Origin of the sequence: Deinococcus sedimenti (genome assembly GCF_014648135.1) — a bacterium.
Taxonomy (GTDB): domain Bacteria; phylum Deinococcota; class Deinococci; order Deinococcales; family Deinococcaceae; genus Deinococcus; species Deinococcus sedimenti.
In genome coordinates this window covers 1,313,634-1,326,409 of sequence record NZ_BMQN01000001.1, presented here as the reverse complement: position 1 = coordinate 1,326,409, position 12,776 = coordinate 1,313,634, and the positions used below count along the sequence as shown (strand labels likewise).

16 protein-coding genes are annotated in these 12,776 nt (G+C 68.7%); 8 read left to right on the top strand and 8 right to left on the bottom strand.

Annotated features, from left to right (window positions below):
• Positions 1-70: 70 nt before the first annotated feature.
• From IEY69_RS06555 to IEY69_RS06525, 7 genes are all read left to right on the top strand, one after another.
• Positions 71-760, top strand: a complete 690-nt coding sequence (locus IEY69_RS06555; protein ID WP_189072254.1) for a tyrosine-protein phosphatase — start codon at positions 71-73, stop codon at positions 758-760.
• Between the two features lie 93 nt (positions 761-853).
• Positions 854-1,204 (top strand): roadblock/LC7 domain-containing protein, encoded by a 351-nt coding sequence (locus IEY69_RS06550; protein WP_189072253.1) that lies wholly within the window; start codon positions 854-856, stop codon positions 1,202-1,204.
• Complete coding sequence (locus IEY69_RS06545; protein WP_189072252.1) at positions 1,201-1,539, top strand: roadblock/LC7 domain-containing protein; 339 nt, start codon at positions 1,201-1,203, stop codon at positions 1,537-1,539. The genes IEY69_RS06550 and IEY69_RS06545 overlap by 4 nt, the downstream gene beginning before the upstream one ends.
• On the top strand, positions 1,536-1,856 hold the full coding sequence (locus tag IEY69_RS06540; protein WP_189072251.1) for a roadblock/LC7 domain-containing protein: 321 nt from the start codon (positions 1,536-1,538) through the stop codon (positions 1,854-1,856). The genes IEY69_RS06545 and IEY69_RS06540 overlap by 4 nt, the downstream gene beginning before the upstream one ends.
• A 100-nt stretch (positions 1,857-1,956) precedes the next feature.
• Positions 1,957-2,958, top strand: coding sequence for a porphobilinogen synthase (gene hemB / locus IEY69_RS06535; RefSeq protein ID WP_189072250.1), 1,002 nt, complete (start codon positions 1,957-1,959; stop codon positions 2,956-2,958).
• Positions 2,955-3,494 (top strand): cyclin-dependent kinase inhibitor 3 family protein, encoded by a 540-nt coding sequence (locus IEY69_RS06530; protein ID WP_189072249.1) that lies wholly within the window; start codon positions 2,955-2,957, stop codon positions 3,492-3,494. Before hemB ends, IEY69_RS06530 begins: the two co-directional genes overlap by 4 nt.
• Positions 3,495-3,529: 35 nt before the next feature.
• The gene (locus IEY69_RS06525) at positions 3,530-3,931 is read left to right on the top strand and encodes a hypothetical protein (RefSeq protein ID WP_229783681.1); all 402 of its coding nucleotides are present in this window, start codon (positions 3,530-3,532) and stop codon (positions 3,929-3,931) included.
• Here IEY69_RS06525 and IEY69_RS06520 read toward each other — a convergent pair.
• The 5 genes from IEY69_RS06520 to sdhC form a co-directional block, all read right to left on the bottom strand.
• Positions 3,915-5,297 (bottom strand): cytochrome P450, encoded by a 1,383-nt coding sequence (locus IEY69_RS06520; RefSeq protein ID WP_189072248.1) that lies wholly within the window; start codon positions 5,295-5,297, stop codon positions 3,915-3,917. The genes IEY69_RS06525 and IEY69_RS06520 overlap by 17 nt on opposite strands.
• 81 nt (positions 5,298-5,378) lie before the next feature.
• On the bottom strand, positions 5,379-6,143 hold the full coding sequence (locus IEY69_RS06515; RefSeq protein WP_189072247.1) for a succinate dehydrogenase iron-sulfur subunit: 765 nt from the start codon (positions 6,141-6,143) through the stop codon (positions 5,379-5,381).
• A gap of 57 nt (positions 6,144-6,200) precedes the next feature.
• Positions 6,201-7,952 carry a succinate dehydrogenase flavoprotein subunit gene (gene sdhA / locus IEY69_RS06510; protein ID WP_189072246.1) on the bottom strand — a complete coding sequence of 584 codons (1,752 nt, stop codon included), beginning with the start codon at positions 7,950-7,952 and terminating at the stop codon, positions 6,201-6,203.
• A 55-nt stretch (positions 7,953-8,007) separates the two neighbouring features.
• Positions 8,008-8,385 (bottom strand): succinate dehydrogenase hydrophobic membrane anchor subunit, encoded by a 378-nt coding sequence (locus IEY69_RS06505; protein ID WP_189072245.1) that lies wholly within the window; start codon positions 8,383-8,385, stop codon positions 8,008-8,010.
• Positions 8,385-8,741: a succinate dehydrogenase, cytochrome b556 subunit gene (gene sdhC, locus IEY69_RS06500; protein WP_189072244.1), complete on the bottom strand. Its 357-nt coding sequence runs from the start codon at positions 8,739-8,741 to the stop codon at positions 8,385-8,387. The genes IEY69_RS06505 and sdhC overlap by 1 nt, the downstream gene beginning before the upstream one ends.
• A 200-nt stretch (positions 8,742-8,941) precedes the next feature.
• On the opposite strand from sdhC, the gene IEY69_RS06495 reads away from it, so the two are divergent.
• Positions 8,942-9,277: a hypothetical protein gene (locus IEY69_RS06495; RefSeq protein ID WP_189072243.1), complete on the top strand. Its 336-nt coding sequence runs from the start codon at positions 8,942-8,944 to the stop codon at positions 9,275-9,277.
• Positions 9,278-9,346: 69 nt separating this feature from the next.
• Here IEY69_RS06495 and IEY69_RS06490 read toward each other — a convergent pair whose 3' ends face one another.
• The 3 genes from IEY69_RS06490 to IEY69_RS06480 form a co-directional block, all read right to left on the bottom strand.
• Positions 9,347-9,901 (bottom strand): YcjF family protein, encoded by a 555-nt coding sequence (locus IEY69_RS06490; protein WP_189072242.1) that lies wholly within the window; start codon positions 9,899-9,901, stop codon positions 9,347-9,349.
• A gap of 244 nt (positions 9,902-10,145) precedes the next feature.
• Positions 10,146-11,624, bottom strand: a complete 1,479-nt coding sequence (gene cysS / locus IEY69_RS06485; protein WP_189072241.1) for a cysteine--tRNA ligase — start codon at positions 11,622-11,624, stop codon at positions 10,146-10,148.
• Positions 11,625-11,742: 118 nt separating this feature from the next.
• Positions 11,743-12,699, bottom strand: a complete 957-nt coding sequence (locus tag IEY69_RS06480; RefSeq protein WP_189072240.1) for a LysR family transcriptional regulator — start codon at positions 12,697-12,699, stop codon at positions 11,743-11,745.
• Between the last annotated feature and the right edge of the window lie 77 nt (positions 12,700-12,776).

Genomic DNA, 12,776 nt, shown 5'->3' with positions numbered 1-12,776 from the left:
GAAATCCCGCACCACACCGTCACTCCCGCCACCCCGGACCCGGCGGACAACCCGCCAGACTGCCCCCTCCATGACCACCTCCGAACAGCCCCCCGGCGGCCTCCTGAATTTCCGCCGCAGTCTTCCCGGCCTGTCCCGCAGCGACACCCTCAGCCGCCTCACGCCAGACGGTCGGCGCGACCTGAAGGCCCTGAACTTCAGCCGCATCATCGACCTGCGCAGCCGCACCGAACGCGCGGCCGATCCACCCCCCTACCTGGGCCACGCCGCCTACCTGAACCTCCCCCTGCTCCCGTGGCGCCACCGCGCCTTCAACGAAGCCAGCGCCGCCGCCCGCAGCAACGCCGACCACATGAGCGCCATGCTCGACCACGCACCCAACCAGATCGTGACCGTCCTGGGCGCGATCCTCGACGCCCCACCCGGCCCGGTCCTCATTCACTGCCACGCGGGCAAGGACCGCACCGGCCTGATCGCCGCCCTGTGCAGCGAACTCGCCGGACAGACCCGCGACCAGACCGCCGACGACTACACCGCCAGCGGCCCCGCCCTGCGCGACTTCTACCGGGACATGCAGGCCCGCCGCACGCCCGAGCAGTGGGCGCAACTCGCCCCGTTCGCCCCGACCCGGGCCGACGACATCCGGCACACCCTGACCCACATCGACCATCACTGGGGCACTCTGGACGCATACCTGACCGCACACGGCCTGCCGAACACCGACCTGACCGCGCTGCGCGACCGCCTGACCCGGACGTGAAAAATTCCGCACGGCACGGGGGGGTTCGCGCCCCCACCGCACCGTCAGACCCGCCGCACGCCCCGCAGTCCCGCAGCATATGATGCGGGGCAGATGCTCGATCAACTCACACAACTGGTACGGGACGTCGACGGAGCCTGGGCAGCCGCCATCGCGGGCCTCGACGGCCTGCTGATCGAAGGGCACGCCACCCTCGACGCCGACCTGAGCCTGCTCGTCGCCGAACACGCCGGCCTGTACCGCGCCTCGCACACCGTGTACACCGACACCCTGCAGGGCGGCGTCCCGCGCGAACTGTACCTGCGCGGCGAGCGCCTGAGCGTCTACCTGCACCCGATCAAGACCGAGTACTTCCTGCTGCTCGCCATAGACGGCCGCAGCAACCTCGGTCAGGCCCGCCTGTACGGGCGTGACGCTGCCCGCAAACTGGAGGCCCTGCTGTGATCCTCGAACCCCTGCGCACCCTGCCCGGCGTGATCGCCGCCGCCCTGGTCGGCCCCGACGGCTTGGCCATCGAATCCCACGGCGACGGCGGCGACGGCTTGGCGGCCGAACTCGTCTCCCTGCGCCAGGGCATGGACCGCACCGGCCGCCGCCTGGGCACCGGAGACGTCACCCGCCTGTCATTCACCAGCGAACGTGTGGAAGTCGTGGCCGTCACCACCGGCGCCTACACCGTCGGGGCCGCCATGACCCGCGGCAGCGACACCCGCACCGCCCAGCAGACCCTGGCCCGACTGGCCCTGGACATCAACCTGCCCCGACAGGAGCAGGCATGATCAACAGCCTCCTTGAGGTGCGCGGCGTGCGCCACAGCGCCCTGGTCAGCCTGGACGGCAAGATCGTCGCCAAGGCCGGACTGAAGGACACCGACGTGCCCGCCGAACTGACCCTGGTGGCGGCCGGCCGCGCCGTGATCGGCAGTCTGCAGAGCAACCTGAACACCGAGGCGTGGCAGGAACTGCTGCTCGACGTGGACGGCGGTCCAGTGCTGCTCACCCCACACGGGAATCAGGTGCTCCTGACCGCGTTCGACGACGTGTCCAGCCTGGGCCGCGTGCGCTTCGCCGTGCGCCGCCTCCTCGGCACCGTCTGACCCTGCACCGGCCCTGAACAGCTCCCCAGGTCGGGGAGCTTTTTTTATGCGCCGGAGGTCCGTTGCATTCGTCCCGCCACCCGCGCGCTAGCGTAGACGCATGGACCGTCCCCGCCGCCTGCGCCGCACGCCCGCCCTGCGTGCCCTGACCCGCGAGGTGCACCTGCACCCCAGCCAGTTCATCCACCCGATCTTCGTTCACGAACGCGACACCGTCACCGACATCGGCACCATGCCCGGCGTGCAGCGCCACAGCATCGACAGTGCCGTCCAGCAGGCCCGCGAGGCCCTGGCCCTGGGCGTGCCCAGCGTGATCCTCTTCGGCATTCCCGACCACAAGGACGCCACCGGCACCCAGGCGTACGCCGAGGACGGCATCATCCAGCGCGCCACCCGCGCCATCAAGGACAGCGTGCCGGAGGTGACCGTCATCGCGGACACCTGCCTGTGCGAGTACACCGACCACGGCCACTGCGGCCCGCTGTGCGAGGTGCCCGGCCTGAGCGGCGCGGACGCCTGGACGGTCGACAACGACGCCAGCCTCGCCCTGCTCGCGCAGACCGCCGTGTCGCAGGCCCGCGCGGGCGCCGACGTCATCGCGCCCAGCGCCATGATGGACGGACAGGTCGCCGCGATCCGCGCTGCACTGGACAACGCGGGCTTCACGCACACCCCGATTATGAGTTACGCCGTGAAGTACGCCAGCGCCTACTACGGCCCCTTCCGCGACGCCGCAGGGTCAACCCCCAGCGTCGGCAACCGCGCCACGTACCAGATGGATCCCGCCGGCGGCCACCGTGAGGCGCTGCGCGAGGCCCGCCTGGACGCCGAACAGGGCGCCGACACCCTGATGGTCAAACCCGCCCTGGCGTACCTGGACGTCCTGAACCTACTGAAACGCGAATTCGACCTGCCCGTCGTGGCGTACAACGTCAGCGGCGAGTACTCCCTGATCAAGGCCGCCGCCGCCGCCGGGTTCATGGACGAGCGCCGCACCGTCCTGGAAACCCTGACCGGCATGCGCCGCGCCGGAGCGGACGCCATCATCACCTATCATGCCCTGGACGCCGCCCGCTGGATCGCCGAGGACGCCCGCGCATGACCAGCGCCGCCAACCCCATCCGCGTCGACTGGATCCCCACCGGCCTGTGGCCCGGCCGCCTGGGCCTGACCTTCGCGCCCGGCAAGAAGGGCGGCAGCGTGTACCAGCCGGGCGTCACCCACGACCGCAGCGTCACGGACGACCTGCGCACCCTCGCGCAGCAGGGCACGAACGTCATCGCGCCCTTGATCGAGGACTTCGAATTCGACCTGCTCGGCATGGACGGCTACCACGACGCCGCCGCCACGCACCTGATCGAGGTCGCCCCGTACCCCATCCCTGACCAGCACGCGCCGCACGACCCGCGTGACTTCGCCGCGTACATCGACGAACTCATGACCCATCTGCTCGACGGTCGCAGCGTCGTCGTCCACTGCCGCGGCGGGCTGGGCCGCGCGGGCCTGACCGCCGCGTGCCTGCTCGTGCAGGGCGGCATGAACCCGGAAGGCGCCATCGCTCTCGTGCGGGTAGCCCGCAGCCCAGACGCCATCGAGACGCGCGGGCAGGTGCAGTTCATCCACGACTTCGCCCGGTGAGTGTGCAGCCCAGCATGACGGCCGATGGCAGTCCTATGGCCGACAGCCGGATGGGAGGCGAGTCGAGGACCTTCCCGGTGGGGGAGAGGCCGCGCGTGGTGTGCCTGTGCGGCAGCGTGCGCTTCCTGGCCGAGTTCGATGCGGCGTCGCTGGCCGAGACGCTGGCAGGCCGGATCGTCCTGAGCGTCGGCAGTCACCGCCAGCGGGACGAGGACGCCCTGGCGCATCTGAGCGGTACCGAACGCGAGGCTGCCCTGGAGCGCCTGGGTGAGCTGCACCTGCGTAAGATCGACCTCGCGGACGAGATCCTGGTCATCAACCCCGGCGGGTACGTGGGGGAGTCCACACGCCGGGAGATCGCGTACGCACGGCAGACCGGAAAACCGGTGCGGAGCCTCGAATCCCTGAGCACGGAGGGTATCAGGCCAGCAGACTGACCGCCGGGTGCCGCACGGCCCTCACGCTCAGGGTCAGGTGGTCGTCGGGCGTGACGGTGGGGCGGGCGACCTCGCGCAGGACGTAGCTGGGGTCGCCGCGCAGATCTAGAGTCCGCAGGATCGCCGCGAGATTCAGCAGGATCAGGCCCTCGGCCATGCCGCTGCCCGCGCAGACGTGGGCGCCCAGACCGAAGGGCGCGAACGCACCGGGACGGCGGTGCTCCATGCGGCTCGGCGCGAAGCGGTCCGGGTCGAACGTGCCGGCGTCCGGATAGCACTCGTCCAGGGAGTGGGGGACGGTCGTGCCGAGGATCACGCGCCGTCCCTGCGGCACCACGTAACCGGCGAATTCGAAGTCCTGCGTCACGGTGCGGTTCAGGGCCGGGGCGATCGGGTGCAGGCGCAGGCACTCCAGGACGAACCGGTGCAGGTGCGGCAGGCGGCCCAGGGTCTCCAGGGTGGGTGGACCATCCTGAAAGGCCGCGTCTGCCTCCGCGACGAGTGCGGGCATCAGCTCCGGGTGCTGCCCGACGCGGTACAGCACGAACGCCAGGGTGTTCGCGGCGGTGTCCATGCCCGCGATGAACGCCCCGATGGCCGCTACGCGCAGGTCCAGTTCGGACCAGAACGCGGGGTCGGCCGCCTGCGCGGCCAGCAGGTCGTCAATCAGGTCCGGTTCGCGTCCGGCCTGAGCCGGCGGAATGCGGCGGTGCTCCTCGATCAGGGCCTCCACCATGCCCAGCGACCGCGCTCGGGCGCGCCGGAAGCCCGGCAGGTGCTCGGTCAGGGGTGGGCGCTGCCGGGTCACGCGGACCATCAGGGTGGTCTGCACGAACGTCAGCAGGTCACGCAGGTACGGGCGGGCGGTGCCGTTCACGACGACGCGGGCCAGCTGCTCGGTGATGACCGCCTTGCACCAGGAGGCCACCGGGAGTTCGTCTCCGGCGCGCAGCGGGGCGAGATCCTCGGCCGTGACCGACAGTGCGCGGGCGAGGTTCGCGCTCAGGTAGGAGCGGGTGTACGCGCGGCCCTCCACGCGCCGGAATGCGCGGTGTTCGGCGCCGTCCACGCTGATCAGGGACCGCTGCACCCCGAAGGCCTGATCGTTGGGCTGCCAGGCCTCACGGGAGCGCAGCACCCGGCTGGATTCCTTCATGGCCCACACGTTCGCTTCGGGACCCGCCAGGACGGTGAAGGTCTGGCCCAGGCCCGACACGTTGAATACCGGTCCGTGCTGGCGGTACGAGTCGGCGAGGAACGTGCGGAGCGAGAGCGGAGACAGTCGCGTGACACTGCCGATCAGGGGCGGGCCGGGCACCGTGGGGATGACGCGCGGGCAGGACGGCCGGGGCAGGGCGTCGGTCATGCCTCACGGTACACGCTCCGGCCCGCACTGAAAAAGCCCCGCCAGCCGAGAGGCGGGGCGGGGCGTTCAGGGGCTTGTGTCTTACGCCTGGCCGTACATGACGGCGCGTTTGACTTCCTCGATCAACTGAGTGATCGGAATGTCGCGCGGGCAGGCTTCGGTGCAGTTGTACGCGGTGCGGCAGCGCCACACGCCGGTGTTCTGGTTCATGATGCCCAGGCGCTGCTGCGTGGCCTCGTCGCGGGTGTCGAAGATGAAGCGGTGGGCCTGCACGATCGCGGCGGGGCCGAGGTACGAACCGTTCACCCAGAAGATCGGGCAACTGGTCGTGCAGCACGCGCACAGGATGCAGTTCGAGGAGTGCGCCATGCGCTCGGCTTCTTCCTCGGACTGGATGCGTTCGGCGGCTGGGGCCGGGGACTCGTTGATGAAGTACGGCATGATCGCCTTGTACGAGTCGAAGAACGGCTCCATGTCGACCAGCAGGTCCTTTTCGACCTTCAGGCCGCGGATGGGTTCCACGGTGATGGTCCCGCCGCTCTTGGCGACGTCGCGCACCAGGGTCTTGCAGGCGAGGCGGTTGCGGCCGTTGATCAGCATGGCGTCGCTGCCGCAGATGCCGTGCATGCACGAGCGGCGGAACGTCAGGCTGGGTTCCAGGTACCACTTGATGTGGTTGATGACGTCCAGCACGCGGTCGCCCGGCTGGGCTTCCACGTCGTAGGTGGTCCAGTACGCTTTCTTGTCCTTTTCGGGGTCGAAGCGCAGGACCTTGACTTTCAGTTGCAGCATGGGCACGCTCGCGCTGACGGGCGCGCTGCTGGCTTGTGCAGTGGTCTGGGTCATGGGAGGTTCCTTCCAGGGACCGGCGGGGGGGGAAGGGGTCCGCCGGTCCGGGTGGGGTCAGTACACGCGGGGTTTGGGTTCGAAGGCGCGCGTGAAGCCCTTCAGCGCCACGGGCTTGTACCCGATGATGACGTCGTCGGCCTTGTTCAGGTTCTTGTACGCCATGGTGTGCTTCAGCCAGTCCGTGTCGTTGCGCTCGGTGAAGTCCTCGCGGTCGTGCGCGCCGCGCGACTCGGTGCGGTTCAGGGCGCTGGCGGTCATGGCCTCGGCGCAGTCGAGCATGAAGCCCAGTTCCATCGCCTCGATCAGTTCGCTGTTGTAGCGGCGGCTCGGGTCGGAGACCGTCACGCCCTGGTAGCGGGCCTTGAGTTCCTTGAGGATCTCCACCTGCGCGGCCATGTCCTTCCCGTTCCGGAAGATGCCCACGTTGTTCATCATGGATTCCTGCAGGTCCTTGCGGATCGCGGCGGCGTTTTCCTTGCCGCTGCCGTTGCGCAGACGCTCGAACAGGTCGACGCTCTCGCGCTGGGCACCTTCGGGCATGTCGGGGTACTCGACCTGACGGGCGTACTTCGCGGCGGCGATCCCGGCGCGGCGGCCGAACACCACGAGGTCACCCAGGCTGTTGGTGCCCAGGCGGTTCGCGCCGTGCAGGGACACGCAGGCCTGCTCACCGGCGGCGTACAGGCCTTCCACGGTGCCGCCGGACCCGTCGCTGAGGCACAGGCCGTCGAGGTTCGTGGGGATGCCACCCATCGCATAGTGCGCGGTCGGCTGGATCGGCACGAGGTCCTTGACGGGGTCCATGCCCAGGTACGTGCGGGCCAGGTCGGTGATCTCCGCGAGTTTCCCTTCGATCACTTCACGCGGGAGGTGCGTCAGGTCGATGTTCACGGCGTCCTTGTCGCGGCCCACCCCGCGACCCTCGCGGATCTCGGTGATGATGCTGCGCGATACGATGTCACGCGGCGCGAGGTCCTTGATGGTCGGCGCGTAGCGTTCCATGAAACGCTCGCCGCTGTCGTTGCGCAGGATGCCGCCCTCGCCGCGGATGCCTTCCGTGACCAGGATGCCCAGCTTCGCCAGACCGGTCGGGTGGAACTGGTAGAACTCCATGTCCTCCAGCGGCAGGCCCTTGCGGTAGTAGATGCTCATCAGGTCGCCCGTCAGCGTCAGCGCGTTGCTGGTGATCTTGAACACGCGCCCGTACCCGCCGGCCGCGAGAATCACGGCCTTCGCGTGGAAGGTGTGCAGTTCGCCGGTCGAGAGTTCGTACGCGACGAGACCCTGGCAGCGGCCGTCCTCGATCAGCAGGTCCGTGACGTGGAACTCGTTGAAGAACGTCGTCCCGGCCTTCACGTTCTGTTGGTACAGGGTCTGCAGGATCATGTGACCCGTGCGGTCCTTCGCGTAGCAGCTGCGTTCCACGGCGGCCTTCCCGAAGTCACGGGTGTGCCCGCCGAACTTCCGCTGCGCGATCTTGCCTTCCGGCGTGCGGGAGAACGGCAGACCCATGTGTTCCAGTTCGTACACGGCGTCGATGATGTCCTTGGCGAACACCTCGGCGGCGTCCTGGTCGGTCAGGTAGTCGCCCCCCTTGACGGTGTCGAACATGTGCCATTCCCAGTGGTCTTCCTGCACGTTCCCGAGCGCCGCGCCGATCCCGCCCTGCGCCGCGCCGGTGTGCGAACGCGTGGGGTACAGCTTGCTGATGCAGGCCACGCTCACGTTGCCTTTCGCGGCGTACAGCGCCGCCATCAGGCCCGCGCCGCCCGCACCCACCACCAGAACGTCATAACGATGATGCATAGTCAACTTCCTTTACCGGCCCCACCCCAGTGGAACGGGGCCGAGAACAAGAACTTCAGATGGAGAACAGACCCACCGTGCCGAACGCGAACAGCAGCGCGATCACGGTGTAGAACACACCCTTCACCCACGCGCGGTTCGGGCGGCTGCGGACGTAATCCTCGATGGAGTACCGCGCGCCGTTCGCGCCGTGCAGCAGCGACAGGCTCAGGATCAACCAGTTGTAGAACTTCCACGCCGGGTTCGCCAGCTTGTTCACGACCGCGTCGAACGTCGCGTCGGACTCGCTGACCTGAATGAACGTCATGTAGACGTGCCCGAGGATCAGGAACATCAGGATCAGACCGCTGATCCGCATGAAGATCCACCAGTGCAGTTCGGCGTTGCTGTGCGCCTGCTGGCGCGCGTCCGTGAAGGTCCGGGCGCGGATCATCAGTAGCCTCCCAGGATGCGCGGCACGACCACGATGGCCGAACCGATGAACGCCAGCACGCTGAGCAGCATCACGCCGTACCACATCTGCCGCTGGTACGCCACGCCGAAGCCCGTGAAGTCCATGACGATGATCCGCAGTCCGTTGAACGCGTGGTACACCACGCCCGCCGTCACGAACAGCAGCCCGATCCGGAACGGCACGAGGTCGTACGTCTCGTGAATCGTCATGTAGAACCGCTCACCGAAAATGAACGACCCGATGCTGAACACGTGCAGCATCAGGTAAAACAGAATCGCCAGCCCCGACAGGCGGTGAAGCAGGAACGCCCACTGCCCCTCTCTTCCTCGGTACATCCAAACCTCCTCGACGTCTCAGCCCCGTCTCGCCAACACACTAGGGCGAAGCGTTATGCCGTGTGGGTGACCATTCACACCACGCTTTCAGACAGCATGCAGAATACCACCCGTACGCAAAGGCGCGCCCCGCCCCGGCCCGGCCGCCGGAACACCCGATGTCACCGCGTGGGGAGCAGCCACGCGCTACGCTGACCCGCATGACCAGCCCAAAGAAGGACCCCACCCCCAAGGACCCCGCCGTGGAGGCCGAATTTCTGCGTAAAACCGTTCTCGGTATCCTCAGCGTCCTCGAAACCAAGGGTCTGCTCAGCTCACAGGAGGTCGACGGCATCCTCCGCGCCGCCCGCGCCGCCGCCACTCCCAAACCCCCACAGCGGCTCGGCGGACCTGCCGCCACCGCCCACTGGGTCCGGCCCGGACAACCCCATGAGCCCATGGACCGCACCACCCCGGTCGCCATCCCCAACCTCAAGCGGACGGCCGAGGAACCCGCCGCGCCCCCCATGCCCGTGCTGGACATCGACCTGAAGTAAACGGTGGGCGCGTGCGGGCACGTCAACTCTTTTGACGTGCCCGCACGCGTTGTTTCGAGAGTCCAGTGCTTACTTCTTCTGTTCAGCGCGCCGCCGCAATTCGCTGGCGAGGTCGGTGAAGTCCTGCGCGGTGGGCAGCACCTTCTTGGCGTCCCGTTTGGCCTCCTGGATGACCTGCACGCGGTCCTGTCGGCTGTCCGGGAGGCCCTGGATGCGGCGTTCGAAGTAGTTCTGCGCCAGGCGCCCCAACGCGAACGTCCAGCCGTACACGGCGGGCGCAGTGATCAGCCCGCCGATGACAGGCAGGGCCATCTTGGCGAGGCCGCGCATGACCTGCCGCGCCGCGAGGCCGTAGGCGACCGTCACGCCCAGTTCACGCGCGATTTCCAGCGCGCGTTCAGGGGTCACGTCGTGGCCGTAGATCTTGCCGATATGCAGGACCATCTTGGCCTGCACCGGGGTGATGAGCAGGATGTCCGCGAACGGGATGGGTTCCACGCTGATGGCCCCGGCCAGCAGGGCGGCGCTCTTGATCACGTCCTCGGTGTTCTCTTCACGGCTCAGGTCCGGGTCGACATCGAAATTGAAGTTGTCGAGCACCTGTTTGACGAGCGGGGGCAGCATGGTCCGGAGTGTACCGCGTGTCCGAAACGGCGGGTGAGGTTGACCCTGGGCCCGGGTTCACCTTCGGTACCCCTCCCCCAGGCAGCAAGATGGGCACGCCCATGGGGAGGTGGCGTGCCCTTCAGAGGGAAGAATGAGGGTGCGAACACCGCTCGACTCTCAGGATAGGGGCGGACCCTGGCGGAATCCTGACAGCCTGTTCAGATTGGCTTGAGGTCAGGAGCGAGGGAAACGGCCGGACCGCTCAGCGTTTCCAGCGCACCCCGTCCTTGGTGTCCTCGACCGTCACGCCCACCTGCGTGAGGGTGTCGCGCAGTTCGTCGGCCTCGGCGTACTGCTTGTTCAGGCGGTAGTTCTGCCGGGCCTTCAGGACCAGGTCCATCAAGGCGCTGACGACCTGCGAGTCGTCGCTCTGCGCGGGGCCGCTGCCACCCGCGAAGAGGCCCAGCACCTCGCCGCCCAGGTCACGGTAGGCACGCTGGGCGGCCTCCAGCGTGCCGCGCGGCACCTCACCGGTATTCAGTGCGGCGTTCAGGTCAGTGGTCAGGCCGAACAGCGCCGCGACGGCCTTGGGCGTATTGAAGTCGTCCCGCAGGGCGTCCTCGAACGCCTGGACGTGCGCGGCGATCTTCGCGTCCAGCGCAGCGTTCTGCCCGGCGGGCGCGTTCGGGAGGCGGCGTTCGATCTCGTGCAGCGCCTCAGTCAGGCGGCGGTACCCGCTGCGGGCGGACTCGAAGGCCGCGTCGCTGAATTCGGTGATGGAGCGGTAGTGACTGCCGACCAGCAGGAAACGCACCACCATCGGGTCGTGCTGCGCGAGCACGTCCTGGATGGTCAGGAAGTTGCCCTTGCTCTTGCTCATCTTCTCGCCGCCGATGGTCAGCATGTTGTTGTGCATCCAGTAGCGCGCGAACGCGTGCCCGGCTGCCTCGGACTGCGCGATCTCGGCCTCGTGGTGCGGGAACTGCAGGTCCAGGCCGCCCCCGTGAATGTCGAAGCCCTCACCGAGGTACTTGAGGCTCATGGCGGAGCACTCGATGTGCCAGCCGGGGAACCCCTCGCCCCACGGGGACGGCCAGCGCATGATGTGGCCGTGCTCGGCCCGCTTCCACAGCGCGAAGTCACGTGGGTCGCGTTTCTCCTCGCGGACGGCCTCGCGCGTGCCTTCCTCCTGATCGTCCAGCCTGCGGCCCGACAGCTTGCCGTACTCGGGCCAGGAGCGCACGTCGAAGTACACGCTGCCCGCCGACTCGTACGCGTGCCCGCGCGCGATGAGTTCCTCGATCAGCGCGATCTGCTCGATGATGTGCCCGGTCGCGCGGGGGTTGATGCTGGGCTTGAGGACGTTCAGGGCCTCCATATCGTGCATGAACGACCAGAAGTACTTGTCGGCGACCTCCATGGGCTCGAGCTGCTCCAGGCGGGCGCGGGCGAGCATCTTGTCCTCGCCGTCGTCGCTGTCGTTCTGGAGGTGACCCACGTCGGTGATGTTCGCCACGTACCGCACCTGATACCCGAAGTGCGTGAACGCCCGGCGGATCACATCGAATGCCACCTCCTTCTTCGCGTGGCCCAGGTGCGCGTCGCTGTACACGGTCGGGCCGCACAGATACATGCCCACCCGGCCGGGCGCAGTCGGCGTAAACGTCACCTTCTGACGGGACAGGGAGTCGTACAGGACGATGTTCGGATCGGGCAGGCGGGGTTCGGGACGCTGGGTCATGATGTCTCCTCGTTCAGTAGGCAATAAAAAGACCGCGCCACATAGATCAGGGGCGCGGTCACGGACGCTGGGCTGCACGTGGGCCGCTAGCGGAGGCAACACAGGGTCGTCATGCGCTTCAATGTAGCAGAGAAGCCCCGCCCGGCAAGGCCACCGCCGGGTCCGGCGCGGGCGCATGGGGCCGGTGCAGCGCCGCGAGCAGCGCGCCCGTGAAGGCCCGGATCACCGGCAGGTTCGCGCGGTGCGGCAGGGTCGCCAGCGCCAGCGGCCGCATCAGCCGCTCCGGCAGCGGCAGCGCCACCAGCCCTTCGGGCAGCGGTTCCAGCGCCAGCCGCGGCATCACGCTCACGCCCAGCCCGTGCGCGACCATGCCCAGGATCACGCTGTCCTCGCCGATCTCGGTCACGCGTTCCGGCTGCACGCCGCAGCGGCGCAGGTACCCCATCACGCGCAGGTTGCAGGAATTCGGACCCGGGGCGAGCAGCAGCGGCCCCTGGAGGTCCTCCGGCGTGACCGGGTGCGTGCCCCGCCGCGCGGGCGCCACGAAGAGGTACTCGTCCATGACCAGCGGCGTCAGGCGCAGGTCGCCCCAGTTCTCCTCGATCACGATGGCCGCGTCCGCCTGACCGCGCCGCACGAGCTCCTGACCGCCACCCTCCGTCTCGCCGTCCAGGAGGCGCACCGTCACGCCCGGATGCTGCGCTCGGAACGCCGCCAGCGCGGGCGGCAGCAGGTGCGTGGCGGTCGAACGGAACGACGCCACGCGCAGCACGCCGCGCAACTGCGTGTCCTCCTGCGCGGCCAGCAGCGCGTCGCCCGCCGCCTGCACCGCCGCCCGCGCGTGAACCAGCATCCGCTCGCCCGCCGGGGTCGGCACCGTCCCGCCGCGCCCACGCCGCAGCAGGGGCCGCCCGGCCAGCGCCTCCAGTTTGCTGATCGCCTCGCTGAGGGTGGACTGCGACACGCCCAGTTCCGCCGCCGCCTCGCTGAAGCCCCCGGCGTCCGCCACCGCCAGCAGGGCGCGCAGCTGCGCCAGTGACGGCAGACCGGTGGGGGAGGGGCGCGCGGAGGTCATACCCCAGTGTAGGCCGCGCCCACCCCGGCAGGCATCGGGAAAACCGATGCAACGCGGGAGGGGCAGCGTCCCCACCG